Genomic DNA, 22693 nt, shown 5'->3' on the forward strand with positions numbered 1-22693 from the left:
GATGTCCGGCAGGACAGAGGGTGCGCGAAGGAACGCGGCGTAACGTGGTAAGCGGTTGACCACATCGACCATCCGGCCGATAGGGACGGCGAACCAGAGAGCCGCAATGACCACCGACCTCAAACAACCGGCCCCCGACGCCGCCTGGCAGGACGACATCCGCGCCGGCGTGCGCCATGTCCGCGACCTGGCGTCCCTGCCGCTCTCGCCGGCCGAGCGCGCCGCCGCGCAGGAAGCCGCGGCCGCGCACAAGGTGCGCGTGCCAAAGCCCTATCTCGACCTCATCGACTGGAACGACCCAGCCGACCCGATCCGCGCCCAGGTGATCCCATCGCCCGACGAACTGGTCGCAGCGGAGGGCGAGCTCGACGATCCGATCGGCGACCACGCCTTCAGCCCGGTGCCCCGCCTGACCCACCGCCATGCCGACCGCGTGCTTCTGTTCCCGACCTATCAGTGCGCCGTCTATTGCCGCTTCTGCTTCCGTAAGGAGTCGCTGACATCGATCGGCCGCGGCTATACGCTCGAGGCGCTGGAGCCGGCGCTGGCCTACATCGCCGGGCACCCGGAAATCCGCGAGGTGATCCTGACCGGCGGCGATCCGCTATCTCTGCCCGACAAGGCGCTGGCCGAAATCCGCGCCCGCCTGGAGGCGATCCCGCATCTCAGGCTTCTGCGCATCCACACCCGTGTGCCTGTGGCGCTGCCGTCGCGCATAACGGCTGGCCTGGTCCAGGCCTTGCAGGGCCGGCTGATGGTAACGGTGGTGACCCACTTCAACCACGCGCGGGAAATCACACAAGCCACAGAGGCGGCCTGCCGTACCATGCGGCAGGCGGGCTTCGTGCTGCTCAACCAGAGCGTTCTGCTCAAAGGCGTCAACGACAAGGTCGAGATGCTGGAGGAGCTCTGCCGCGAGCTGATGTATCGGCTCGGCGTAAAACCCTATTACCTGCACCATGGCGACCTCGCGCGCGGCATGGCGCACCGCCGCACAACGATTGCCGAAGGCCAGGCGCTGGTCGCCGAGCTGCGCCAGCGCCTCTCCGGCATATGCAACCCCACCTATGTCATCGACCTGCCGGACGGCGGCGGCAAGGTGCCACTGGCGGCGAGCCATATCGAGGGCCGAGACGGCGACACCTGGGGGATCAGAGGCCAGGACGGCAGGGTGCGGGAGTATACCGAGGTGGTGGTGGACTCATGAAAGGAGGGCCGGGCCCCGCTAGCAAGCGGCCCGACAGCTCTGTTTCGGGGGAAGGTGCTGGGTGCCGGGCCTAACCGGCGGCATGAACGCTGGCTAAACAAGCATGAATCCGACCCGTCGATGCCGCGCCATGTGAACGAAGTATTTGCTGTTCCTTCGTTCGGAGGATGCGGCGGTCCAGGAAAAGTTCGACACTGACGATGATCCTGTTGGATCATCGTTGATCCTGTTGGATCATCAAAAAGTCTACACAGTGAGAGTCCCCTGCCAGGTGCCTTCCTGGCGATCCTTGGGCCCCGCCTGCTTCTCCCCGGAGCACGCGGGGCCCTCCCGTTCAACGCGGCCTTGTCGCAACATTGCCCTCTTCCTGTGGGAACCGGGTTCCTCGCCCTGCATTCTATGAGCGGGAACTGAAGGAGCGTTGCGTGAAGGCTTTGTTGGGAATTGCCGGCGGCTTCGTGCTGACGCTCATCGTGTTTGCCAGCGGGCTTGCCTTCGCCACCTGGCTGCTCGCCGCCAAGCCGGTGCGCCAGGCAACGCCCGCGATCGGCGTTTCCGAGCTCTGGACGAAGGATGCGCAGCCGGTCGATCAGCAGAAGCAGAACCTTGAACGCATTCCCGCCCGGCAGCTTGCGGCTGCACCCGCCAAGACTGGCGACAAGACTGGCGAACCGGCCCCAGGCCAATCGATCAAAACGGATAGCGGAGCGCAGACCACCGCGCTCGCAGCGCCGGCGCCTGCTGCAGCGCCGCGACTGCAGCCATTGCCCGACGTATCTGGCCCGGGCCAGCCCACGCCCGATGCCGGCGCGGCCCAGCGGCCGGCGACAGTCGACCAGCAGGCCGAGCCGCAACTGCCCGTTGCCCATCTGCAATGGTGCGCCACGCGCTACCGCAGCTACCGCCCGGCGGAAAACAGCTACCGCTCCTATGGTGGCGAGTTGCGTCCCTGCATCTCACCCTATTACGACCCTGGCGGCGACCGCACTGCCTCGACCGGCCAGAACGATCAAGCCGACGATCAGGCAGCAGCGAACGATCGCCAGAACGCCACCACCGACGACTGGACGAGCGATGATCAGGCCGAGATGGAAGGCTACGCCCCATCACGCGGCGGCTACGCCACAACCTATGGCGGCCCGCCGGAAGAAATCTCGCCGGAGGCTGAGGCCGCCCAGGCGTCGGGCCGCGCTGTCTCGGGCGACCACGTCGATTACTGCTTCAGCCGCTACCGCTCCTACGATCCGCAAGACAACACCTACCAGCCCTTCGACGGCGGCCCACGCCGCCAGTGCGAGTAGGGGAGGAGTCGCGTTTCTGAGATGCTGGCGCGAGGCGCCCCCTCTGTCCTGCCGGACATCTACCCCGCTTGGGGGGAGATTGGCAGATCCGACGCCGCGCTCACCTCTGCAGCGTCGGTGATTGGCGAAATCCGGCGTGACATCCGATCTCCCCTCTTGTGGGGGAGATGGTCGGCAGATCAGAGGGCGCGCTGTCCCGCCAGCCTCTCGCGCCAACCCGCCAATATCACCCCACAACCTTCCCGGGATTGAGGATGTTGTTGGGATCGACCAACTGCTTGATCGCCTTCGCCAAATCCTGCTTCACGGGATCCGCATGCCGCTCATAGGCGTCGCGCTTGTCGAGTCCCACGCCATGCTCGGCCGAGAATGAGCCGCCGGCCTCCCGCAGCCCCTCGTAAAGCACGTCCTCGATCGCCTCGTGCCGCTCGCGCGAGACAGGGCCATCGCAATTGATCGATATGTGCAAATTGCCGTCGGCGAGATGACCGTAGACATAAGGCGCGTAAGAAGCGTCGACCTGCTTCAGCCCCGCCTCGATGCGCGCCACGTAGGCGTCCAGCCCGCCGCCGGGCGCCGATACATCGAAGGAGGGCGCCATGGGATGCGCGCGCTCGATCTGCTCCGTCTCCTCGCGCAGCCGCCACATCGCGGCGGCTTGCGCCTCGGAGCTCGCGACCAGCCCGTCGATGATGCCTGCCTCTTCCCAGATCGCCGCCAGCCCGTCCTCGAGCGCGTGTCGCGCCGCCTCGATATTATCGGCGCCGAGCCCCAGCACCAGAAGGCACGGCGCCTCGAGCGGCAGGCTGCCCGGCGCATAATTCAGCGCCCGCTGCATCAGCGAGGCAAAACTACGCCACAGGATTTCGGCAGCGGTGAGCCGGGCGCTGGTCGAGGCCAAGAAATGCCGCACGATGCGCTGCGCGCTGGCCGCATCCGGCACGCCGACAAGCGCGGTGGCGCTGGCCCCGGCCACCGGGTCGAGCCGCACCGCCACGCGTGTAACGATGCCGAGCGTGCCCTCGGCGCCGATAAAGAGATGTTTCAGGTCGTAGCCGGCGCTGGTCTTCAGCACCCGGGTGAGATCGGAAAACACCCGCCCGTCCGGCAGCACGGCCTCCAGCCCGAGCACGCGGTGGCGCATCGTGCCGTTGCGAAACGCCATGATGCCGCCGGCATTGGTGGAAACCATGCCGCCGATGGTGGCGCTGCCGCGCGCGGCAAGGTCGATGCCCGGGTCGAGCCCATGCTCAGCCGCCGCTTCCTGCAGCGCCCCCAGCGTCACGCCCGCCTGCACGATCGCCACGCGCGCGAACGGGTCGATCTCCTCGATTTGGTTGAGCCCGCCGAGGTCGCAGATCACCTGACCCGCCGAAGTCGCCGCCCCGCCCGCCAGCCCCGTGCGCCCGCCCTGCGCGACAAGGCTGACGTCGTGCTCTGTACAAAAACGCACCAGGGCCGCGGCTCCCTCGACATCGCGCGGCCGCACCAGCGCCGAAGCGCCGAAATTGCGGGGATCGAAGCCGGGATCGCGGGACGCGAGCGCGGCGGCGTCCCAGACTGTGGCGTTGGGAAGGGCGGCGCGGAGGGAAGATAAAAGGCCGTCGCTCACGCTGGCGGACTCCTTCTGAAGCTGAGCCTCCAACCTATAGAGGCGGTGGCGCAGTTGAGCCACACTCGGACAATGATTGCAGGGCTAAATTTCGCTCGTGCCAGCCGCGCTGCTTGGATTGCGGTGTGGCAACTTTCGCATCGGCGCGGATCAGGATGTTCTGCCGGCCTGTTCGCGCCTTTGGGCGTCCTGGCTATTCAGCTTGGCAACAAGCTTTTCGGCGCGCCGCGTCCTGATTCCAACCGTCGGCTTCTGCTCGAACTCGGCAGGTTGGCCGGTAAAGACATCGAAAACGGTCCAACTGTTCGGCTCGTCCATCCTCAGTGCGTAGCGGTTTGCCATGCTTGCATCCTTCTGGTCTCGCGCCGGCTAGACGAGCCCGCTCAGGCCCGTAGGACAAATACCGACGCCAGCACAGCTGCAATCCACAGCGCAACATAAAGCGTCAAGGCGAGTCGTCCGTGTGCGAAAAGCGCTCCGCGCATTGTCTCCGCGGCATTTTCCATGCGTTTCGATCTGGCCGGCTTCACCGCGGCCTGAGGCTCCGTCGCGCCAAACTTGCCAAAGCCACGGGAGATCCGCTTGGCCATGGATACGACCTCGAATGTTGTTGCAATGCCGGAAGTGGAGAGCGGAGCGCCGGACGACCACATGGCCGCTATGTGCTCGAATTTCTCGATGGCCTTTTCGGGACAGGCCTGTCGTCCTATAGACGGCTTTGGATGTGGCGGATAGGAGTGAAAAAATAATTACAGGGAAGCCCAAAAATATTTGGGTGAAATAATTTGAAGATTTCAGCGCTTACAAATCGATTTACCGCTGTTTCAGGCCCGGATTTGGGATTTCTATTTATCCGGGAAAAAAATATTAGGCGTGTAAGTCTTGCTTTGAGCGCAATTGAGGCGCATACAAAAAGTGTTGATTTGGTTGAGTTTGGCTTTCGCCCCGTCGGAGCCGCGCCAATCCTTTCCGAATTTTCGATAGCGAAGCGTTGCGTCGTTCCGGCGCGGCAGCTTGCTCGTTTGAACCCTGGAACGATGCAGGGCGCTGACCACGGATGTACTGGCAGCACCGAAAACCGTTCCAGCGGTTCGACCGAAATAATGCGGAAATCCATCCTGGCATGTTTTCACGGGAAAGCTGCAATCGTGGCCATTCGCATCGCGTCGTTCGTCGCTTCGGCTCTGCCGCTTCAGACGGGCCGCAACCGCAGGGTATTTTGCTGATCTCGACGAAAAGGCCTGGAAGGGTCTTTCCCGCGCCGCGCAACGCGGCCGCTTTCATTCACCTGCCGGCGATCGTCCGCACTGTGGGGCTCGCACGGTAAAAGTATCGATCAACCGGCCTCTCTCGAGGCGGCGCTCGATGACGACCGGAGACAATCATGACAAGCCTTATGCAGCGCAACACACGGCCGATACGGCACGGCGCCCCGCCGCGGTTGTTCGACATCGGACAGGCGGTCCGTCTGAAGGGAGATTTCCGGACATCGACCGCGGAAGTCTACCACGTCACCGGCACGCTGCCGCCAAAAGAAAACTCGCCGCAATACCGCATCCGCAGCGACACCGAACCGCATGAGCGGGTGGTGACCGAGGACAGGCTGGAATCGGCCGGAACCCCGGCGTCGGACCTCGGCCTGATGCTGATCGAAAGGACGTTCGGACATGGCCAAGGGACAGCAGCGCTCCAATCGCGAGGTGAGGAAGCCAACGCAGGAAAAAGTTCCGACCAAGCCTGAGAGCCCGTTCAATCAAGGTACTGGCCTCAGCGCGAAGGGCTCGATGCCGTCGCGCGGCGGGTCTCGATGAAGGTCGTGATCGAATTCTATCGCACGCGCCTCACCGACGACGCGCATGCCGTCATCGGCCGCGAGACGGTGCTGGCAACCGATCTCGACGATGCAATCGAGATCGCGCGGCTTCTGGCGAGGACGCTGAACATGCCGCAGTGGCCGGACGCGGTCACAATCTCCGAAGCGGACGGTGCGGCGCTTTATTCGGAGATTATTGCCGCGCAGGAACGCGAGGAAAGACCGGTATGAACAGCCCCATGACCAACGGCGGAATCGAGGCGGGTCACAAGGCCGTATCCGGCTGCTCGCAAAGCGATGGAGGCCTGTCAGCCTACGTCTTCAGGGATCGTCAATACGGCCGCCGCGTCGAAGCGGATCATTCCTGGACGGTCTACCATGTCTTCACTGGAATTCCAGCGCATGTCGACGGCACTCCGATGGTCGGGCTAACGCGTGCGCATGCGACGAAGAGCATGCTGGATCTCAACCGTCGCAATGTCGAGGCTCGAAAGGAATGGAACAGAGCCCGGCCGGCAACTGAATATGCCGAAATAAGGGTGGGCAACCCATGACGCTCGCCTTTCCAAATCCCAGCCGGAGCTTCGATCAAACGCGCCGCGCCGTCTGCTTCATTGGCCATGACGGCATGTTCCAGGTTCGCTTCTTCGTCGAGGTCGAGGCCCTTGGGACATTTAACGACAATGCTGGGGGTGGGGAAACGGCCGAGACAGCATACCTTTCGGCATTCGACGCCCTGCGCAGTTCCATCCAGGACGCCGCCAGCAAAGCATATGCGCGCGAGCGCCGAAACTCCTACACGCTCACTGCTTCCGGCTTCCGATAGGCAGGAAGCCAATATCGCACGAAAGAGCACGCAACCGCGAATAGCCTTAGCCCTTGGCTGCTATAAGAAAGGATAATGCTGATGCGTTCCATGAAAACTCCCGAGGCGCCGCCGGCCGCGATGAAGCCGAGCCTCAGGCCGTCAAGCATCATGTCCGCGCGGCTGACCATCAGGAAGGACGAAGCAGCAAGGCGCAAGCTCGCTGACACCGACGGCACTGTGCGGCGGGCACGCCAGATCGCAGAACGCAATCGCCTGATTTGACGTACGGCCACCGACAAGTGTCTCGGGAGCTGGCTTTCCCGGTCCTAGGCATGTCCAATCCCAAGGCGTTCATGCCCTAACCCGGGAGAAATACCATGGCGATAAAGCCCAACTATCGATACGAGCGCAGTCAACGCGACAAGGCGAAGGCGGCAAAGAAGGAAGCCAAGCTCGCGGCCAAAGTGGCGAAAGAGAAGGTAGCGGAGCAGCAAAGCGAGCGGGAGCAGAGCACTGATAGCGGATAACGTCGCGTTAGGCCGGCCGGCCTTGGAACCGAAAATGACAAAACGAGAGTCGGATCACTTCGAAATCGATGTGGAATGCCCCCGGTGTCGGCACCAGGCGAAAACGCGCGTGGGCTGGATCCGTGCTCACACCCAGATGGAGTGCGAAAATTGCGGCGAGATCATCGACATCGAAAGTAGGAATTTCAGAGCACGCGAACAGCCTTAAAGCATGTCTCCCGAAAGTGGGGCCCGGTTTCGGGACAAAGACATGCTTAAAATCAAAAACTTAAAGCAGGTAGCGTGATCCATTTTCACGCGAGCTGCTTTAAGGCGTCACAAGAATGGCCGCCTCGCGGGCTGCGGCAATGAATGCCTTGCGCGCGAATGAAGCTGGTCGGCGTCCGCTGTTTGTATCTGTGCAGGCCTGAATGGCTGCACGGTGCTTATCGCTTCGCTTGCCGCGCCATCGTCGCAGCAGGAAGTCCAGGCAGGCGGCCGCATCGCCGATTGCCTCCTGTCCGCCGGCCGGATCAGCGATGATCGTTACCGGCTGGTCGAATTTTTCATTTGCCATCACTGCGCTTAGGCCGGGGCGCGCAACATAGCAAGCGCCTTTGTTTCCTGTGTGGCCAGTGGAACCGCTGAAAATGAGAGCCGTTGAGTATCAAGGGGTGCCTTATGGCGAACGATTACGGTCAGCCGCTTGACGAGATTGTCAAGCGGCTGATGAAGCAGACGGGCATTACCGAGGCTCAAGCGCTTGAGCTTGTCTATCGTGTTGGCTTGAATTGGCCGTCTCTCGTTAGACAGGCGAAGGCGCTTAAAGTCGGGAAATCATAGCAGCGTCTCTCGGGGTGCGCCTGGAATTGAATGCGCGAAGCAGATGCTGAAAATTGTGATGCGGCCCGCGACAAAATTAGTCGCGCCGTTTCGTTGGCGATTCCGAGCCCTGACGCCGGTACCCTAGCCGTCCACTGCGACCTCTTCAGAGGTTCGATCGCATCGGCAATTCGGTTCCCTAATTCCTAACCCGCCCAGATCGAGCATCCCACCTTCTGCCCCGTAGCCGCGTCCCGCGTCGCTTTCGCGAACACCCGCCGCAGCCCAACCCTGTTGGCCTTCACTTCATCGCTGGCGAGGTAGGTCGGATCGCCGATCTCCCAGTGGTAGCGTGTGTTGGCCGGCGCGCGCCTCCAGGTGAATTTCGACAAGTAGGCCACCTGTCCCGGCGTGGTGTCGGCGAAACGACAGTCGATGGTCGCCGGCATCAGGCCTTTCGCGCTCATCGCATTGACGACCTTGTCGGCGTCGGCCGTCGCCAGCCATTGGTCGATGCCGCTCGTCTGGTATGCGTCTATGCCCCTCGGCTGGTGCGTCATGCACCCGGCAAGCAGCATCAGCGCGGCCATTGTCGCAATTGCCTTGCCTGCACGCTTGCTGTCTTCCCGATCGATGCCCATTGCCCGTCTCCTTGTCCGAAAGTATGGAAAGTCCCGGGCAAGAGGATGGTCCGCGCGCACCGCTTCGTATATTAGCCGTTTCACATGCTTGCGCTGTCCGGCCCTCAGGTCCTGGGCGGATCGCGGGTGAAGGCGGGCGCTGTGACCGCGCCGCCACAGAAGTTAGCCGCGTCAGCCGTTAACGGCTCCGATCCCCAAAATTAACCTTTTGTTAACCATTCGCCCGGCACCCTTTAACCATTGAGTAAGGATTCGCTTGGACGTGACCTTCGCCGCCCCTTTGCACAACAAATCGATCCGCTTTCGCGCCCGCTCATTCGTCGCTTTCACGCTGACGCCGGAGGCGCCGATCGCCGACTGGCTGGAGGGGTTGGATCACTGGATCGCCAACTCGCCTGGCTATTTCAACGGGCGCCCGGTGGTGCTGGATCTAAACGTCCTGCAGCCGGGGCCGGAGGAGATTGGAGCGCTTGTCGGCGTGCTCGGCTCGCGCGGCATCCGCGTCTATGCCGTCGAGCTTGAGGGCGCCGAGCTCGGGCCTGAATTGCCGCCGTTGCTCGCCGGGGCCAAGGAGGCGACCGCCGAGGGGCTGCTGGGCCGGGCCGCACGCAAGGCGCGGGCGGAAGAGCTGGAAATGGCCGTCGCCGAGGAGCGGGCGCAGGTGGCCCAAGAAACTATCCAGGCGGCGGCGCCTGCCGAGGTTCTGCAGGCCACCGGCGATGAGCCGGTGGACCCCGAACTGGCAAGGCTGGAAGCGGTCAGGATCGAGCCGGCCCTAACCGAACCGGAAAGGCCCGGACAGGCCGAACCGGAAAAGCAAGGGCAGGGCGCGGTCCCGGCGCCTTCCGCCGGCACGCTGATGATCAAGGCGCCGATCCGCTCCGGGCAGTCGGTCTTCCATCCGCATGGCGACGTGATCGTGCTGGGCTCGGTCGCATCCGGCTCGGAGATCGTCGCCGGCGGCTCGATCCATGTCTATGGCACGCTGCGTGGCCGCGCGATCGCCGGCTCGGAAGGCAATATTTCGGCGCGCATCTTCTGCCGCAAGAACGAGGCCGAGCTGCTCGCCGTCGACGGCTGGTACACCACGGCCGAGGAGATGGAGGGCGTCTCGCGCGGCAAGGCCGTGCAAGCCTTCCTCGACAATGATGCGCTGTGCGTGGTGCCGCTCGGCTGAGTTTTGCGTCGCAAGCTTCGGACCGGTTTCGCGTGCGAGGCTGACAAAGAATCCCGCCGTGCCCGGCACGGCCAGAGAATAAAAACCGCCAATGGAGGCTGGATATATGGGCAAGGTAGTCGTGGTCACTTCGGGCAAGGGGGGCGTCGGCAAGACAACCTCGACGGCCGCGCTCGGCGCTGCCGTGGCCAAGACCGGCAAGAAGGTGGCGCTGGTCGATTTCGACGTCGGCCTGAGGAACCTCGACCTCATCATGGGCGCGGAACGCCGCGTGGTGTTCGACCTCGTCAACGTCATCCAGGGCACGGCGAAGCTGTCGCAGGCGCTGATCCGCGACAAGCGGCTGGAGACGCTCTACCTGCTGCCGGCCTCGCAGACGCGCGACAAGGACGCGCTGACCGAGGAGGGTGTGGCCGAGGTCATCGCCCGGCTGCGTTCGGTGTTCGACTATGTCTTCTGCGACAGCCCGGCCGGCATCGAGCGCGGCGCCCAGCTCGCCATGCGCTTCGCCGACGAGGCGGTCATCGTCACCAACCCGGAAGTGTCGTCGGTGCGCGACTCCGACCGCATCATCGGCCTGCTCGACGCCCGCACCATGAAGGCGGAGCAGGGCGAGCTGGTGCAAAAACACGTGCTGGTCACCCGCTATGACGCGGCGCGCGCCTCGCGCGGCGAGATGCTGTCGATTGACGACGTGCTGGAGATACTCTCCACGCCGCTGCTCGGCATCATCCCGGAAAGCCAGGATGTGCTGCGGGCCTCCAATCTCGGCTCGCCCGTCACGCTCTCGGAACCGCTCAATGGTGCCGCAAAGGCTTACCTCGAAGCGGCAAGACGCCTGGAAGGCGAGGACCTGCCGGTGGTCGTCCCCTTCGAACGCAAAGGCTTCCTCGACCGGCTTCTCGGAAGGAGGGCCGCATGAGCATCCTCGACCTCTTCAAGCGGCGCACCAGCGCGCCGGTGGCGCGCGAGCGGCTGCAGCTGCTGCTCGCCTATGAGCGCCAGAGCCGCGGCCAGCCGGATCTCGTCTCCATCCTGCGAGAGGAGATCATGGCGGTCATCGCCAAGCATGTGCAGATCGACCAGGACTACCTCCAGGTCTCGATGGACCGCGGCGCGACGATGTCGACGCTGGAGATCGACATCCAGATCCCCAACAAAAGCGCCGCGCCGCTCGCCATGGCGGGGTAGGACTTGGGTTCCTCGCCCTCGCCAAAGGCGGGGGAGAGGTGCCCCGCGCAGCGGGGCGGAGAGGGGACCTACGACGTTGGCGGGTTTCCTCCGATTGCTTTCCAGGGCCGGCGCGTTTCCGTGACTGGCGTGACTGGTCGGCCGAAGGGCTGATTGCTACGTGGTTCCCCCAATCCGTCGCTGCTTCGCAGCGCCACCTTTCCCCCCTCCGGAGGGAAAGGAAGGGGGCGTTGCTGGACGGAGCGTTGACGACAAAAAGCTTGGCGCCTTTCCTCTACCCCGTCGATCGGGGGAGAGGTGGCTCGGCGAAGCCGAGACGGAGTGGGGGTCGACCAGCGCGGCATAAGAAATGCATGCGCCAAGCTGCCATGCACGCTTGAAGCGCCGCCGTCCCGCACGCCCCTCACTCCGGCCTGTACAGCTCATCCATGCTGCGCGCCGCCAGGTCCGCGAACGGCGCCTGCTTCTTCACCCGTCCATGCTCCAGGATCACCAGATCGTCGCAGAACGAGATCGTTGAGTGGTGGTGGCTGATGACGATCGTCGTGCGGCGGCCGGCGCGCGATTTCAGCGTTTCCACGATCGCCGCTTCCGACAGCCCGTCCACCGCGTTGGTCGCCTCGTCGAGGATCAGGATGTCGGGATCGCGCACCAGCGCGCGGGCGAGCGCGATGCGCTGCCTTTGTCCGGCCGACAGGTTGACGCCGCGATAGCCGACGACCGTCTGGTAGCCTTGCGGCAGCCTCTCGATGAATTCATGCGCCTCGGCAAGCTCGGCGGCGCGCCGCGCCTGTTCCATGCTAGCCATGTCCTTGCCGTAGGTGATGTTGTCGAGAATGGTGCCGTCCACCAGTTCCAGCTCCTGGCTGGCCAGGGCGATATGCGCCCGCCATGCGACCGGGTCGATCTCGCCGAGCGCCGTGCCGTCGACGAGGATCCGGCCCTCGTCCGGGTCGACGAAGCGGCAGAGCAGGTTGACGATGGTGGTCTTGCCGGCGCCGGAGCGGCCGATCAGCGCCGTCGAGCGACCGCTTCGGATGTCGAAGCTTGCGGCATGCAGCACCGCCGCGCGCTGCTCCTCATTGGCATAGCTGAAGCTCACACCCTCGAAGGCGATTTTTTCGCTCAAGGCGGCGAAGGCTCGGCTGCCTTGCGGGGGAGCCGGCTTGTCCGTTGGGTCGAGCAGCCAGGTCACCTCTTCCAGCGAGCCGGAAAGCCCCTGCAACTGGCTCCACGTCATCTGCAGCGCCCGCACATGCGGCTGCAGCCGGTAGAGCAGGATGAGGAAGGCGGCCACCAGCGGGAAGCTCAGGCCCACGAGCCAGGCGCCGATCACGACCGCCAGGAACAGCATGGCGTGCAGCACTTCGGTAAGCGGTCCCAGCGCGCCCTGGCGGTTGGCAAGCTGGAAGGCCGCCCGGCGCACGCTGTCCGACGCCGTCTCGAATGCCGCCTTCTCGCGCGCTTCCTGGCCGAAGATGCGGATCAGTCGGCCGGCATGCACCAGATGCAGCATCCGCGAGGCCAAGGCGCTGTTGCGCGCGGCAACGCTTCGGCTCGGCTTCCTCAGATGCGCCGACAGCGCCATATGCGCCATCTGCACCAGAGCCAGCCCGAGCATCACCAGCAGCGTCATCTGCCAGGAGAGCAGCATCAGGAAGACGAGCAGGATGAGCGCCGCCGAGGCGCTGACGATCGAGCCCAGCATCGCCTGGATGGCGTCCGACGCCCGCCAGGATTCGCTGGAGATGATGTTGAGCAGCCGCCCGGGGCTCTCCCTCAGGAAGAACGTATAGCCGACCTCGAGCAACCGCCCGGCGAGCGCGCCGCGGATCGCCTGGCTGGCCTTGCCGTAGATATGGGCGGTGAGCACCGAATTGGCGAAGGCGAGCAGGTTCTTGAGCAGGATCGAGCCGAGGATCGCGGCCGCGATGGCGATCAGCCGCTCGCGCTCGCCAAGCCCTGCGCCGACCTTCTGCAACAGGGCCGAGAAGCCCGCCATGCCGGCGGTGTCGCCATGCCCCATGATGATGCCGAGCAAAGGGATGATCAGCCCGATGCCGAACCCTTCCAGCGCCGCGCTCGCCAGCCCGAGCGCGACGACGATCGGCAGCAGGCCGAGCTGCCGGCGGCCGAGCGCCTGGCGCAGCATCGACAGTGTCGGGCGCTCGGTCATCGCGCGCCGGCCTCCGCGCTGGCCTCGGGCGTTTCCTGGGCGCACCGCGCGTGTCGCGGCGGCCGCCTGGCCAGCACCAGAAACGCGAATTTCGCCGCGCCCGCGAGGTTCATCAGAACGATGGGCCAATGCGATAGCCTGAGATCGCTATCGAACCTCGGGCCGCCGGCAAGCTCGCGCAGAGCGGCGCGTGCGGCCCAGTAGAAATGTCGCAGCAGCCAAGGCGCGTGGCCGATGTGCTTGAGGCAGAGCGCGCCGTTGCCGAAATGATAATCTCGGTGCAGCCGGTCGATCGCTTCGCGGTCGCGCCGGCCATGATGGTGGAAGATCGTCATATCGGGCACGTACTCCACTGCCACGCCGGCAAGCATGGCACGCACCAGATAGTCCGTGTCCTCGGCCGAGCGCAGCGCCCCGCCGGCGCCAAAGCGCTCGTCGAAGGGACCGATCAAGGCGGCGACCTCGCGGTGCATGGTCATATTGCAGCCCAGCACGAAGCCGCCCGGATGGACGGCGGGCGTCAGTCGCTCGCGTTTGTCGCAGCGCTTGATGGTGAAGGGCAGGTCGCGTGCGTCGCCGATCTCGACGCGGCCGCCGCGGATCAGCCATTTCTCGCCGTTCGCATAGTGCCGTTCCAGGTCGACGAGGTAGTTGCCGTCGAGCCGGCAGTCGTCGTCGACGAACACCAGCACCTGCCCGCGTGCCCGCGCCAGCCCCGCATTGCGCGCTGCCGCCAGCCCGGGCCGCGGCTCCGAGACTGCCGTCAGCGCGATGTCGGAGGTCGCGGCGGCCGCCGAAATGTACTCGGCCGTGCCATCGCAAGAGCCGTTGTCGACCACCACCAGTTCGGCCGCGAAGGCCGGATGCGCCCGGCAGGCGGCGCGGATCGAGTCGATGCAGGCTTGCAGCACCGCGAGGCGGTCGCGCGAGCACACAATGAAGGAGACCTGAGGCCGCTGCCCCGGCCAGGAAGGGACGGGCAGGGCGGGGCGAAGATGCCGAAGCAGCGGGTGACGCTGATCGCTCATGGCGAGGCCTCGGCGTCAAGACGTTGCAGGACGCCCGTTCTCATGCCGTCCCCGTCCTGTAGGGTGCGAGCACCGACGCCTCCGGCGCGGATTTGAAGCGGTAGGCCACCCAATCGGCGCGCTTGCCCGCCCACATCGAGGCCTGGCTCAGCCAGGGCGCCCGGACGCCGGGGCTGAGCGCATATTTCTCGCGGCGGCGGATCACGTTCCATTTCCCCGTCAGCGTCAGCAATTCATGCGACAGCGCCGGCTGTTCCTCGTCGTTGACGAGTTGGTAGAGGAAATAGAACAGGTTGAGCGCGCCGGCCTCGAAGCCCGGCCTCGTCGTATCGGGAAGGGCGGCGATCCGCTCCTCCAGGGCACGGATGAAAGCGGCTGCCCGGGCCACGGTGTCGAAGGTGACCGTCTCGCCGATGGCGCATAGGCTCCGGCCGTCTTCCGTCAGCCCCTCGCTCTCGAGATTCTCGCCGACAATCTTGAGATGCGTGCGCCGCATCTCCTTGCCGTGCATGCTGGTCACGCTGCCGGGATGGACGCGGTAGACCAGCAGGCTCTCGGGCATCAGCGCCGCCGGATAGCGCTCGGCCAGCCGCCGGAAGAGGTCGAAATCCTCGGCATGCCGATAGAGCTGGTCGTAGTGGAGATCGACCTCGGCGATGACCTTGCGGTTGTAGACCACTGTCGGGTGCATGAAGATGGTGAAGAATTTCGACAGCACGGGCAGACCGAGGCGGAACACCGGATCGAGCCGGCCCGGGGCGATGCGGCCGTGCAGCAGCGTATCCACGAGCGCGCCGCAGAAGCCGAGCTCCGGCCGCGCCGCAAACAGCGCCGCCTGACGCGACAGCCGCCAGGGATAGGCGAAGTCATCGGCGTCCATGCGCGCGACGAGCTCGCCCTGCGCGACCGCCAGTCCCTCGTTGAGGCTGGCGACGAGGCCGCGGTTCTCGCGTGAGATGATGGAAACGCGGCTGTCGTCCCTGCGGCAACGTTCGAGGATCTCCAGCGACCTGTCGGTCGATCCGTCGTCGATGGCGATAAGTTCGATCCGGTCGTAGTCCTGCCGCAGGATCGACTGCATCGCGGCGGCCACGTAGGGCTCGGCATTGTAGACCGGCAAAAGCACGGAGATGAGGGGCGCTGCGGTCATGGTCGGCCCCGGTCCGTCGGCCGCAGGTCGAGTGCCGGGGCGGTGCCGAATCCGCGCGTCTCGCTCGCGCCGCGCCGACGCGAGGGCGCGACATAGGGAAAATAGCGCTTGAGACCGTTGAGTGGCTTTTCGAAGAACACCCAGGAGAGCGAGGCGACGACCAGCGTGGCGGTGCCCGCGACAATGAACCGCCCCGGCCCCTGCTCCGAGACGTCGACCGGGATCCATGACTGTGCCCTGACGGTCAAGGCGAGAAGGATCGAATGATAGAGGTACACGCCGTAGCTGATGCGGCCAAGCGCTAGCAGCGGGGGGAACTCGGCCAGCCGGCCCAGCGTGCCGCGCAGGCCGTTCGAGCACGCGGCGACGATAGCCAGCATCGGTACCAGCGGCAGCACCTGCACCAGCGTCCAGCGTGGCCACTCCCAGGCGGAATTCGCTGGCCCAGGATCGGACCAGACGACGAACAGGAACATCGCGGCCAAGACCGGCCAGCCGAGCCGCATCCACTTCGGCGCATCCGCGCCCCTGGCGCGGCGGACGGCAAGCAGCGCGCCGCAGCCAAGCGCATCCATCGAGGCCGGCGGCAGCAGGTCGCGAGCGAGCGCTGGGTTGGCGGCGATCGGCCAGTAGAACCGGTAGGCGAGCGAGAAGGCGATGACGGCGATGGTGATCGCCTCGAGGCGCTTGCGCGGCGCCAGAAGCACGATCAGCGGCCAGACCAGGTAGAACTGCTCCTCGATGCTCAGGCTCCAGAAATGGCAGAGCAGCCAGGGCGTCCAGTCATTATGCCGCGCATACCAGAAATTCGAGAGGTAGAGCGCGTGCCAGGCGAGCGAGGGCCTGGATTGCTCCGAGGCGAGCCACACGAGCCCCAGCACCGCGAAATAGGGCGGGAATATCCGGATCATGCGTCTGGCATAGAAGGAACGCAGCGCCGGCCCGACCTCGAACAGGGAGGCATCGCGCGCCTCCAGCAAAAGCCGGGTGATCAGGAAGCCGGAGAGTACGAAGAACAGCCTGACCCCGAGATGGCCGACGAAGGACGAGCCGCCGGCGGCGAGGAGATGCGAGTAGAGCACCAGCGTCACAGCAATGGCCCGCAATGCGTCCAACTGTATGTCGCGCGCGTTCGCCATCGGCGGCTTCCGCTGCGCATCGTGCGGGACGCTGTCGCTGCGGCTCAGCGGAATGCCCATCGGGGTCAACGTAACGGCATCCTTCACTGCATAACCGTCAAGGGTTTCTCGCGGTCCATATTGCAGCGCAACACAAAATGCTTATGGCTTTGAAATAAATATGTGATGGATAGAGGCGGGGATAATATTTGCCAGGTGAAAATATTCGCTGAGATGCCCAATGGTCCCATATGTTTATGGGCAGTTGGTCTGATTTTTTGAAAAGCACTTATCGCTGATGGTGTTGATAAATTGGTCGGCAACCAGAGCGAGAGCGTTGGAAATATCAAAACTGTCGGCTTTGTACCTCGCAAATCTATTCGAGGATCCGCGAAAAGAATCTTGAATTTCAAAGCTTTGTGCGCTGCAGCGGACGGATGCCTTGTCCCACTATCCGTCCGCTCGTGCCTCACGACAGCGCGACCGCCAGGCTTTATCTCCCGCGACACGCGGGCAAGGGGATGGAGAGAAAGTGACGTCGACGCCAATTGCAAAACCGGAGACCCCTGTCGGCGCCATGCCGGTGCTTGGCCTGCTCGGCGCAATGCTCTCCGTGCAGGTCGGCGCCGCCTTTGCCAAGGGGCTGTTCCCGGTTCTAGGCCCGGAAGGCACGACCATGCTGAGGCTCGCCATCGGCGCGCTGATGCTGGCGGCGGCGCTGAGGCCCTGGAAGGTGCTGCCGTCGCGCCGGAACCTACCCTGGCTCGCCGCCTACGGCATCACCGTCTGCGCCATGAACATGTTGTTCTATGCCGCGCTCCAGCGCATTCCGCTCGGCGTTTGCGTGGCGCTCGAATTCACCGGGCCGCTGTTCGTCGCCACGCTCGGTTCCAGGCGCCTGCTCGACCTTGTCTGGGTGGCGCTGGCCGTCGTCGGCATCGTGCTTTTGTCGCCTTTTGCCGGCATCAGTCGCGGGCTCGATCCGATAGGCGTGGCGCTCGCGCTGGCGGCGGGCGCCTGCTGGGGGCTCTACATCATCTTCGCGCAGAAGGCCGGCGCCGAGCTCGGCGTGCGCACCTCCGCCTATGGCATGGCGATCGCCGCGGTGCTGGCGCTGCCTTTCGGCTTCAGCGCCGCTCAGCCCTATCTCGCCGACCCGCACATCATGGCGGGCGCCGCCGTGGTCGGCCTGTTTTCAAGCGCTCTGCCCTTCTATCTGGAAATGCTGGTGCTGGCCCGCATGCCGGCCAAGGTCTACGGCATGCTGGTATGCCTGGAGCCGGCGGGCGGCGCGCTGACCGGCTTCTTGTTCCTGCATGAGAAGCTCAACCTTGTGCAGTGCACAGGCATCGCCGCAGTCATTGCCGCCGCCTTCGGCACGGCGGTTGCAGCACGGCGGCCGGTGGCTTTGCCGGCCTGAATCCATCTTCCGAACCCGGGTGGTTCCAGGAAATTGGCGAACGGTCAGGCCCGGCGCCTTGCCCGTGGCCTTCCGTCCGGAACTGCTTGAAAACAAGAGGTGCTGGTTCGCCGTTTCCTTGAGGCCTCGCAATGCCGTGGTCGTTAAGGGATTGGTCGGCTTTGGAAAAACACCGCTGCGGTGGCAACGTCCGACCGCATCCGGTGGTTGAAATAAGACTTAGGTCCTATAATAAAATTGCAATAGGTCCGAGTGGACAAGACAAGGGTCGTGGGCCACTTCCTTATGCCTTGCTGATTGGGGATGCTTATCATGCGACATTGCCGGTGGGGTAGTTCGGCCGACGGGCTGAAGGGCTGGCATGGGGAGAACGGAATGCACGCATCGCGCGTGGGCTGCAGGCTAGTCTTGCCGGCGCTGGCTGCGTTGGCGCTTGTCGTCACGCCTTTCAGTCTCTCCATCGATGGTCTCGTTGTGACCAAGGCCTATGCCGGCAAAGGCGGCGGTGGCGGTGGTAATGGCGGTGGTGGTGGAAACGGGAACGGCGGCGGCAACAGCGGGAGCGGTGGCGGGAATAGCGCCGGAAACGGCAACAGCGGTAACGGCAATAGCGGCAACGGTAGCAAGAGCAACAACGGCGCGAGCGGCGCCAGTGCGACAAGTACCGGGGATGTCGATAGCCATGTGAACGCCGCTACCGGCGACAAGGTCGAGGCCACCAGCAACAGCATCCAGGTCACGCACCGCAATGGAATGAAGGAGACGATCGAGAACGGCCGGTTCAGGATGGAAGACAAGTACGGACGCACCATCGTCGACCGCATGGCTACCATGGTCGATCTCAATCGCCTGAAGAATTTGTGAGACAAAGTTTGTGAGAGCGAGGTTTTATCCGGATTAGATCTTAAGGGACCGAAGGTCAGCGCTGCAAAATCAGGTTGCCACCTTTTGCTTCGTCTCTACGGTCCTGATCGTCTTGCGGTAGAACCTGGCTACTCACCTTACCCCCGCCTTCGTGCGGGGGTAATTTTTTGCGCGGCAAAGCTTAGCCGCTGCGACATTGGTCAACGATGGCGCCGGAAATGGTCCGACTGGCCGGGGCATGGGTCGTGGGCCGCTTTTGTCGCCCCGTCGGATGTGAATTCCTGCCCGGGTCAGGACACCGGTTCGGCCTTGGCTGCGCCGTGAGCGGAACTTCGGCCATGCCGAGGTGGAATCGGAATGAAGAGAAGATATGCGAAACCGCCCCTTCAGCAGGCTTGCTTGGCTCGGGCTGCGTGTGCTTGGCGCGCTGGCGCTGACCTTTGCGCCATGGCACGTCACCTTTGATGGCGCGCTGAGGATTACCGCCGCCACGGCCGATGCCGGCAACGGCAACAGCGGCGGCAACGGCAGTGGCGGCAATTCGGGTTCCGCCGGCGGCTCGAATGGCGGCAACAGTGGAAACAGCAATGCCGGCGGCAATTCCGGCAACAGCAATGCCGGCGGCGGCAACCCCAATGCCGGGCCGGGCAACAACAGCGGCAAGGGCAATACCGATCCCGGCGGCAAGAACAGCTACACCAATGCCGCGACCGGCGACACGCTGTCCATCGATGGCGACAAGATCACCGTCGTTCATCGCAACGGCATGAAGGAGCAAGTCCAGAACGGCCGTTTCGAGATGACGGACGCGCAAGGCCGCACCATCATCGAGCGGCAGGCGACGGAGGAGGATCTGTCGCGCCTGCTGAATCTGTGAAGGGATCAGAACTGGGAACTGACGAACTGGGGAATTGAAGAATTGAAGAATTGAAGAATTGAAGAGGGAACCTCGTTCCTCAGTTCCTCAGTTCCTCAGTTCCTCAATTCTTCAGTTCCCCAATTCCCCAATTCCCCTCAATTCCTTTCCCTCGCCTCGTGCATCAGCAGCGCCGCCTCGGTGCGGTTGCGCACGTTGAGCTTGGCCAGCACCCTGGTCATGTGATGCTTGACCGTCTTCTCCTGCAGCGACAGCCGGGCGGCCACCTCCTTGTTGCTCAGCCCCTCCGCCACCAGTTTCAGGATCTCGGCCTCGCGTCCAGTGAGTTGGCTGAGCGGGTCGGGCTTGCTGCCGGTGGGCTGCAAAAGGTCGGAAAGCAGCCTGGCCGAGAGGCTCGGCGATACGTAGCTCTGGCCGTTCGCGACGTCGCGCAGGATCTCGGCCAACGCCTTGGAGCCGACGCCTTTCAGCACATAGCCGCGTGCGCCGGCCTTCAGCGCCTGGGCGACGTCGGCATTGGTCTCCGAAACCGTCAGCATGACGATCTTCTGCTCGGGCATCGCTGAAAGGATGCCGGCCAGCGCGTTGAGGCCGCCGCCCGGCATGCTGATGTCGAGCAGGAGAATATCGGGCGTGCTGGCGCGCGCCAGCCTTTCGGCGTCCTCGGCGCTGGCGCCTTCCCCGACAAGTTCGAAGCCGCCGATCTCGCCGAGGCTGCGCGCCACACCCTCGCGAAACAGGGGGTGGTCGTCGACTATTGCAATGCGGATGGATGTGCTCACGGTTGCTCCTCGACAGACAAGCTGATCACCAGTCTTGTTCCTCCCGGACCGGACAGCGTCTCGAACTGTCCGCCGATGCTTTCGATGCGTTCCCTCAGGCCCGCAAGCCCAAGGCCCTCGCTTCTGGCCGGGTCGAAGCCGGGACCGGTGTCCAGCACCTCGACCAGGAGTTTGCCGCCCTTCGTCGTGGCCTTGACCTGCTGGCCCTTGCCCTTGCCGTGGCGGTAGGCGTTGTTCAGGCCTTCCTGCACGAAGCGGTAGATGCTGATCTTTTCCGAGGTGCCGAGTTCCGGCAAGCGCTCAGGCAGAGTTAGCAACACATTGGTGCTGGTGCGGCGCTCATGCTCGCTCACCGCCAGCCGCAGGATGTCGGTCACGGCCTGCGTCTCGATCTGCGGCAGCACCAGCCCGTTGCAGATGCCGCGTATCTCGCGCATCGCTTCGCCGAGCGTCTTGTGTATGCCGGCGATCTCCGCCTCGCGCAGCGTGCTCGACGTGGCCGGATCGACCAGCACCGGGCTGTCCATCCTGAGCGCGGCGAGCGCCACCAGCTGCGCCGGTCCGTCATGCAGGTCGGCGCCGATGCGCCGCAGATACCGCTCGTTGATGGCGGTAGCGCGGCGCGAGGCGCGCTGCACGCGCTGGCGCAGCGACGAGTTCTGCGCCAGCGCGGCCTGTAATTCGGAAACCTTGGCCTCGAGCGCTGCCTGCTGCGTGACGATGGTGCGGCTGCCGCGGAATACGATGCCAGAGAGCAGGGCAAGCGCCGTCGCCGTGGCGCCTGCCACCACCAGCCAGCTCCCCAACAGGGCCGAGTGCAACGATTCCTCGAAATCGCCGGACAACTCGTAGAATTCAGACACGGCCACGACCTCGCCCGACCAGGGTTCGCGCACCGGGTTGTAGATCTCGAGCAGCGGCACCCCCATCGACCGTTCTTTCTCGTCTTCCTCGTCTGCGAGCCTGTTGGAGTTGTATTTGACCATGACATTGCCGGCGAAAGCGGCGACGAGATTGACGTTGGGCGTGATCCGCCTGCCGATGATGCTGGCGTCCTTCGAGTAGAGAATAGTGCCGTCGCGCCGCCACAGCTTGAACGACACCAGCCTTTTCCCAAGCGCACCTTGGCCGAGTGTCTCGTCCAGCGCCCGCTTGACGGTGTCGTCGAGCTCCTGGCTCTTGCGCATGTCAGGCAGCAGCGGCGCGATCACGCTGTCGACATAGAGCGCGGTGGTCGCGGCGGCATTGTGCATGACGCCGTCACGGATCTGCGACGTGACCCACAGTCCAACCACGAGCATCACGGCCAGAAGGCCGATGCCACCCGCGATCACGAACTGCCAAGCCAGCGAAAGCCTGCTCCAGATTCGCGCAAGTCGCTTCAAATATCTCCCGAACATCGGCCCTGTTCACCCACCCGCTTGCAAGATTATAGGCGAGGGAAGGCAATTGCGACACCGACCTTGGTCCGTGCCGATGGGGGAAGGTTAATGGCGGGCGGCTTGCGCGCTCGCCAACGGGCAGGCGCTTGGCTTCGCAAGCGGCGAGGGTGGCGCTCCCGAGCGGCAAAAGCCCGCGTCATTCCTCTTGGCGGAGAAGACGCGGGCCGGCTGCCACCTGAAATTACAAATGGTTTTTGCGAGGCCAACACAACCACCAATCGAGCTTCGGGTCCATACCAAAAGACGTATAACTTGCAAGATACAGCGCCACGCCGCCGATGCCTCGGCCCGAGACGGTGTTCTTATCGGCCGTTGTAGGTGCAGACATATAGCGGCGGACCTGCCGGATGGACGGCTTGCAAACCCTGTTCGCATCGGCAGGTCAGGCCCGGCAGAAGACGCGGACGCGGCGGCAAAATTTGCCCCCAAAAGAAGTCAGGACCAGGATGTTGATGGGTCGAACAGCCACCGCATATACATGGGTATGCATGATGAGCTTCACCCGGTTCTTGGCAACGTTATGGACGCCGGCACAAAAAAGCAAAAAAGAAACCAGCGGCTGTCGGTTTTTGAGCTCGAGGCTCTGCGGGAAGCTTTCAGGCAGTCCGTTCGCGACAACGACGTTGGGGAAGCGGAATGGGCGCAGCACGCCGAGCTTTTCGTCAAAAGAGCGCTTCAAAAAGGCAGCCGTCTAACGCAGGCTTGAACGGCCGGGCGTAGAGCAATTCCAGGAAAAGTATGAGCGGATAGGTTCGGCG

The 22693-nt window shown here is 64.1% G+C and carries 28 protein-coding genes; 16 read left to right on the forward strand and 12 right to left on the reverse strand.

Annotation, left to right across the window (positions count from 1 at the left end):
• Window positions 1-106 precede the first annotated feature (106 nt).
• Both AC0YKC_RS13105 and AC0YKC_RS13110 read left to right on the forward strand, forming a co-directional pair.
• Entirely contained in the window at window positions 107-1207 is a 1101-nt protein-coding gene (locus AC0YKC_RS13105; protein ID WP_488511337.1) for a KamA family radical SAM protein, read from the forward strand.
• 425 nt (window positions 1208-1632) lie between these two features.
• Complete coding sequence (locus tag AC0YKC_RS13110; RefSeq protein ID WP_488511338.1) at window positions 1633-2508, forward strand: BA14K family protein; 876 nt, start codon at window positions 1633-1635, stop codon at window positions 2506-2508.
• A gap of 226 nt (window positions 2509-2734) precedes the next feature.
• On the opposite strand, the gene AC0YKC_RS13115 is transcribed toward AC0YKC_RS13110, so the two are convergent.
• From AC0YKC_RS13115 to AC0YKC_RS13125, 3 genes are all read right to left on the reverse strand, one after another.
• Complete coding sequence (locus AC0YKC_RS13115; RefSeq protein ID WP_488511339.1) at window positions 2735-4120, reverse strand: FAD-binding oxidoreductase; 1386 nt, start codon at window positions 4118-4120, stop codon at window positions 2735-2737.
• A gap of 150 nt (window positions 4121-4270) precedes the next feature.
• Window positions 4271-4462, reverse strand: coding sequence for a hypothetical protein (locus tag AC0YKC_RS13120; protein WP_434722032.1), 192 nt, complete (start codon window positions 4460-4462; stop codon window positions 4271-4273).
• 41 nt (window positions 4463-4503) lie between these two features.
• The gene (locus AC0YKC_RS13125; RefSeq protein WP_320296194.1) at window positions 4504-4710 is read right to left on the reverse strand and encodes a hypothetical protein; all 207 of its coding nucleotides are present in this window, start codon (window positions 4708-4710) and stop codon (window positions 4504-4506) included.
• A 195-nt stretch (window positions 4711-4905) separates the two neighbouring features.
• Here AC0YKC_RS13125 and AC0YKC_RS13130 point away from each other — a divergent pair, with 195 nt between their 5' ends.
• The 7 genes from AC0YKC_RS13130 (at window position 4906) to AC0YKC_RS13160 (ending at window position 7268) form a co-directional block, all read left to right on the forward strand.
• Window positions 4906-5346 (forward strand): hypothetical protein, encoded by a 441-nt coding sequence (locus AC0YKC_RS13130; RefSeq protein WP_488511340.1) that lies wholly within the window; start codon window positions 4906-4908, stop codon window positions 5344-5346.
• 158 nt (window positions 5347-5504) lie between these two features.
• Window positions 5505-5861, forward strand: a complete 357-nt coding sequence (locus tag AC0YKC_RS13135) for a hypothetical protein (RefSeq protein ID WP_434722034.1) — start codon at window positions 5505-5507, stop codon at window positions 5859-5861.
• Window positions 5862-5927: 66 nt separating this feature from the next.
• Window positions 5928-6164, forward strand: a complete 237-nt coding sequence (locus tag AC0YKC_RS13140) for a hypothetical protein (protein WP_434722035.1) — start codon at window positions 5928-5930, stop codon at window positions 6162-6164.
• Entirely contained in the window at window positions 6161-6487 is a 327-nt protein-coding gene (locus AC0YKC_RS13145) for a hypothetical protein (protein ID WP_488511341.1), read from the forward strand. Before AC0YKC_RS13140 ends, AC0YKC_RS13145 begins: the two co-directional genes overlap by 4 nt.
• A complete protein-coding gene (locus AC0YKC_RS13150) occupies window positions 6484-6759 on the forward strand; it encodes a DUF1488 family protein (RefSeq protein WP_488511342.1) in 276 nt (91 codons plus the stop codon). Before AC0YKC_RS13145 ends, AC0YKC_RS13150 begins: the two co-directional genes overlap by 4 nt.
• A gap of 81 nt (window positions 6760-6840) precedes the next feature.
• Window positions 6841-7023 carry a hypothetical protein gene (locus tag AC0YKC_RS13155; protein WP_488511343.1) on the forward strand — a complete coding sequence of 61 codons (183 nt, stop codon included), beginning with the start codon at window positions 6841-6843 and terminating at the stop codon, window positions 7021-7023.
• A gap of 95 nt (window positions 7024-7118) precedes the next feature.
• Window positions 7119-7268, forward strand: coding sequence for a hypothetical protein (locus tag AC0YKC_RS13160; RefSeq protein WP_488511344.1), 150 nt, complete (start codon window positions 7119-7121; stop codon window positions 7266-7268).
• Between the two features lie 307 nt (window positions 7269-7575).
• On the opposite strand, the gene AC0YKC_RS13165 is transcribed toward AC0YKC_RS13160, so the two are convergent.
• A complete protein-coding gene (locus AC0YKC_RS13165; protein ID WP_320296187.1) occupies window positions 7576-7824 on the reverse strand; it encodes a DUF982 domain-containing protein in 249 nt (82 codons plus the stop codon).
• 104 nt (window positions 7825-7928) lie between these two features.
• Between AC0YKC_RS13165 and AC0YKC_RS13170 the strand changes: the two genes are divergently transcribed.
• Window positions 7929-8090, forward strand: coding sequence for a hypothetical protein (locus AC0YKC_RS13170; RefSeq protein ID WP_434722039.1), 162 nt, complete (start codon window positions 7929-7931; stop codon window positions 8088-8090).
• Between the two features lie 185 nt (window positions 8091-8275).
• On the opposite strand, the gene AC0YKC_RS13175 is transcribed toward AC0YKC_RS13170, so the two are convergent.
• Window positions 8276-8710, reverse strand: a complete 435-nt coding sequence (locus AC0YKC_RS13175) for a hypothetical protein (RefSeq protein WP_320296186.1) — start codon at window positions 8708-8710, stop codon at window positions 8276-8278.
• 262 nt (window positions 8711-8972) lie between these two features.
• On the opposite strand from AC0YKC_RS13175, the gene minC reads away from it, so the two are divergent.
• From minC to minE, 3 genes are all read left to right on the forward strand, one after another.
• Entirely contained in the window at window positions 8973-9887 is a 915-nt protein-coding gene (minC, locus tag AC0YKC_RS13180) for a septum site-determining protein MinC (RefSeq protein WP_320296185.1), read from the forward strand.
• 106 nt (window positions 9888-9993) lie between these two features.
• Window positions 9994-10809 (forward strand): septum site-determining protein MinD, encoded by an 816-nt coding sequence (minD, locus tag AC0YKC_RS13185; RefSeq protein WP_042638294.1) that lies wholly within the window; start codon window positions 9994-9996, stop codon window positions 10807-10809.
• The gene (gene minE, locus AC0YKC_RS13190; RefSeq protein WP_042638296.1) at window positions 10806-11078 is read left to right on the forward strand and encodes a cell division topological specificity factor MinE; all 273 of its coding nucleotides are present in this window, start codon (window positions 10806-10808) and stop codon (window positions 11076-11078) included. The genes minD and minE overlap by 4 nt, the downstream gene beginning before the upstream one ends.
• A gap of 403 nt (window positions 11079-11481) precedes the next feature.
• Here minE and AC0YKC_RS13195 read toward each other — a convergent pair whose 3' ends face one another.
• From AC0YKC_RS13195 to AC0YKC_RS13210, 4 genes are read right to left on the reverse strand one after another with little or no spacing between them, the layout of a single operon-like run.
• Entirely contained in the window at window positions 11482-13254 is a 1773-nt protein-coding gene (locus tag AC0YKC_RS13195) for an ABC transporter ATP-binding protein (RefSeq protein WP_488511345.1), read from the reverse strand.
• On the reverse strand, window positions 13251-14282 hold the full coding sequence (locus AC0YKC_RS13200; protein ID WP_434722042.1) for a glycosyltransferase family 2 protein: 1032 nt from the start codon (window positions 14280-14282) through the stop codon (window positions 13251-13253). Before AC0YKC_RS13200 ends, AC0YKC_RS13195 begins: the two co-directional genes overlap by 4 nt.
• A gap of 40 nt (window positions 14283-14322) precedes the next feature.
• Window positions 14323-15432, reverse strand: coding sequence for a glycosyltransferase family 2 protein (locus AC0YKC_RS13205; protein ID WP_488511346.1), 1110 nt, complete (start codon window positions 15430-15432; stop codon window positions 14323-14325).
• The gene (locus AC0YKC_RS13210; protein WP_434722044.1) at window positions 15429-16571 is read right to left on the reverse strand and encodes an acyltransferase family protein; all 1143 of its coding nucleotides are present in this window, start codon (window positions 16569-16571) and stop codon (window positions 15429-15431) included. The genes AC0YKC_RS13205 and AC0YKC_RS13210 overlap by 4 nt, the downstream gene beginning before the upstream one ends.
• Window positions 16572-17082: 511 nt before the next feature.
• On the opposite strand from AC0YKC_RS13210, the gene AC0YKC_RS13215 reads away from it, so the two are divergent.
• From AC0YKC_RS13215 to AC0YKC_RS13225, 3 genes are all read left to right on the forward strand, one after another.
• Window positions 17083-17970 carry an EamA family transporter gene (locus AC0YKC_RS13215; protein ID WP_320296180.1) on the forward strand — a complete coding sequence of 296 codons (888 nt, stop codon included), beginning with the start codon at window positions 17083-17085 and terminating at the stop codon, window positions 17968-17970.
• A gap of 375 nt (window positions 17971-18345) precedes the next feature.
• Entirely contained in the window at window positions 18346-18834 is a 489-nt protein-coding gene (locus AC0YKC_RS13220) for a hypothetical protein (RefSeq protein ID WP_488511347.1), read from the forward strand.
• 370 nt (window positions 18835-19204) lie between these two features.
• Entirely contained in the window at window positions 19205-19711 is a 507-nt protein-coding gene (locus AC0YKC_RS13225; protein ID WP_488511348.1) for a hypothetical protein, read from the forward strand.
• A gap of 137 nt (window positions 19712-19848) precedes the next feature.
• On the opposite strand, the gene AC0YKC_RS13230 is transcribed toward AC0YKC_RS13225, so the two are convergent.
• The 3 genes from AC0YKC_RS13230 to AC0YKC_RS13240 all read right to left on the reverse strand — a co-directional run bounded on the left by AC0YKC_RS13230 (window position 19849) and on the right by AC0YKC_RS13240 (window position 22614).
• The gene (locus tag AC0YKC_RS13230; protein ID WP_434722047.1) at window positions 19849-20493 is read right to left on the reverse strand and encodes a response regulator; all 645 of its coding nucleotides are present in this window, start codon (window positions 20491-20493) and stop codon (window positions 19849-19851) included.
• Window positions 20490-21893 (reverse strand): sensor histidine kinase, encoded by a 1404-nt coding sequence (locus tag AC0YKC_RS13235; protein ID WP_488511349.1) that lies wholly within the window; start codon window positions 21891-21893, stop codon window positions 20490-20492. Before AC0YKC_RS13235 ends, AC0YKC_RS13230 begins: the two co-directional genes overlap by 4 nt.
• A 424-nt stretch (window positions 21894-22317) precedes the next feature.
• Window positions 22318-22614, reverse strand: coding sequence for a hypothetical protein (locus AC0YKC_RS13240; protein WP_320296175.1), 297 nt, complete (start codon window positions 22612-22614; stop codon window positions 22318-22320).
• Window positions 22615-22693 lie beyond the last annotated feature (79 nt).

Source organism: Mesorhizobium sp. CNPSo 4661 (assembly GCF_057784215.1).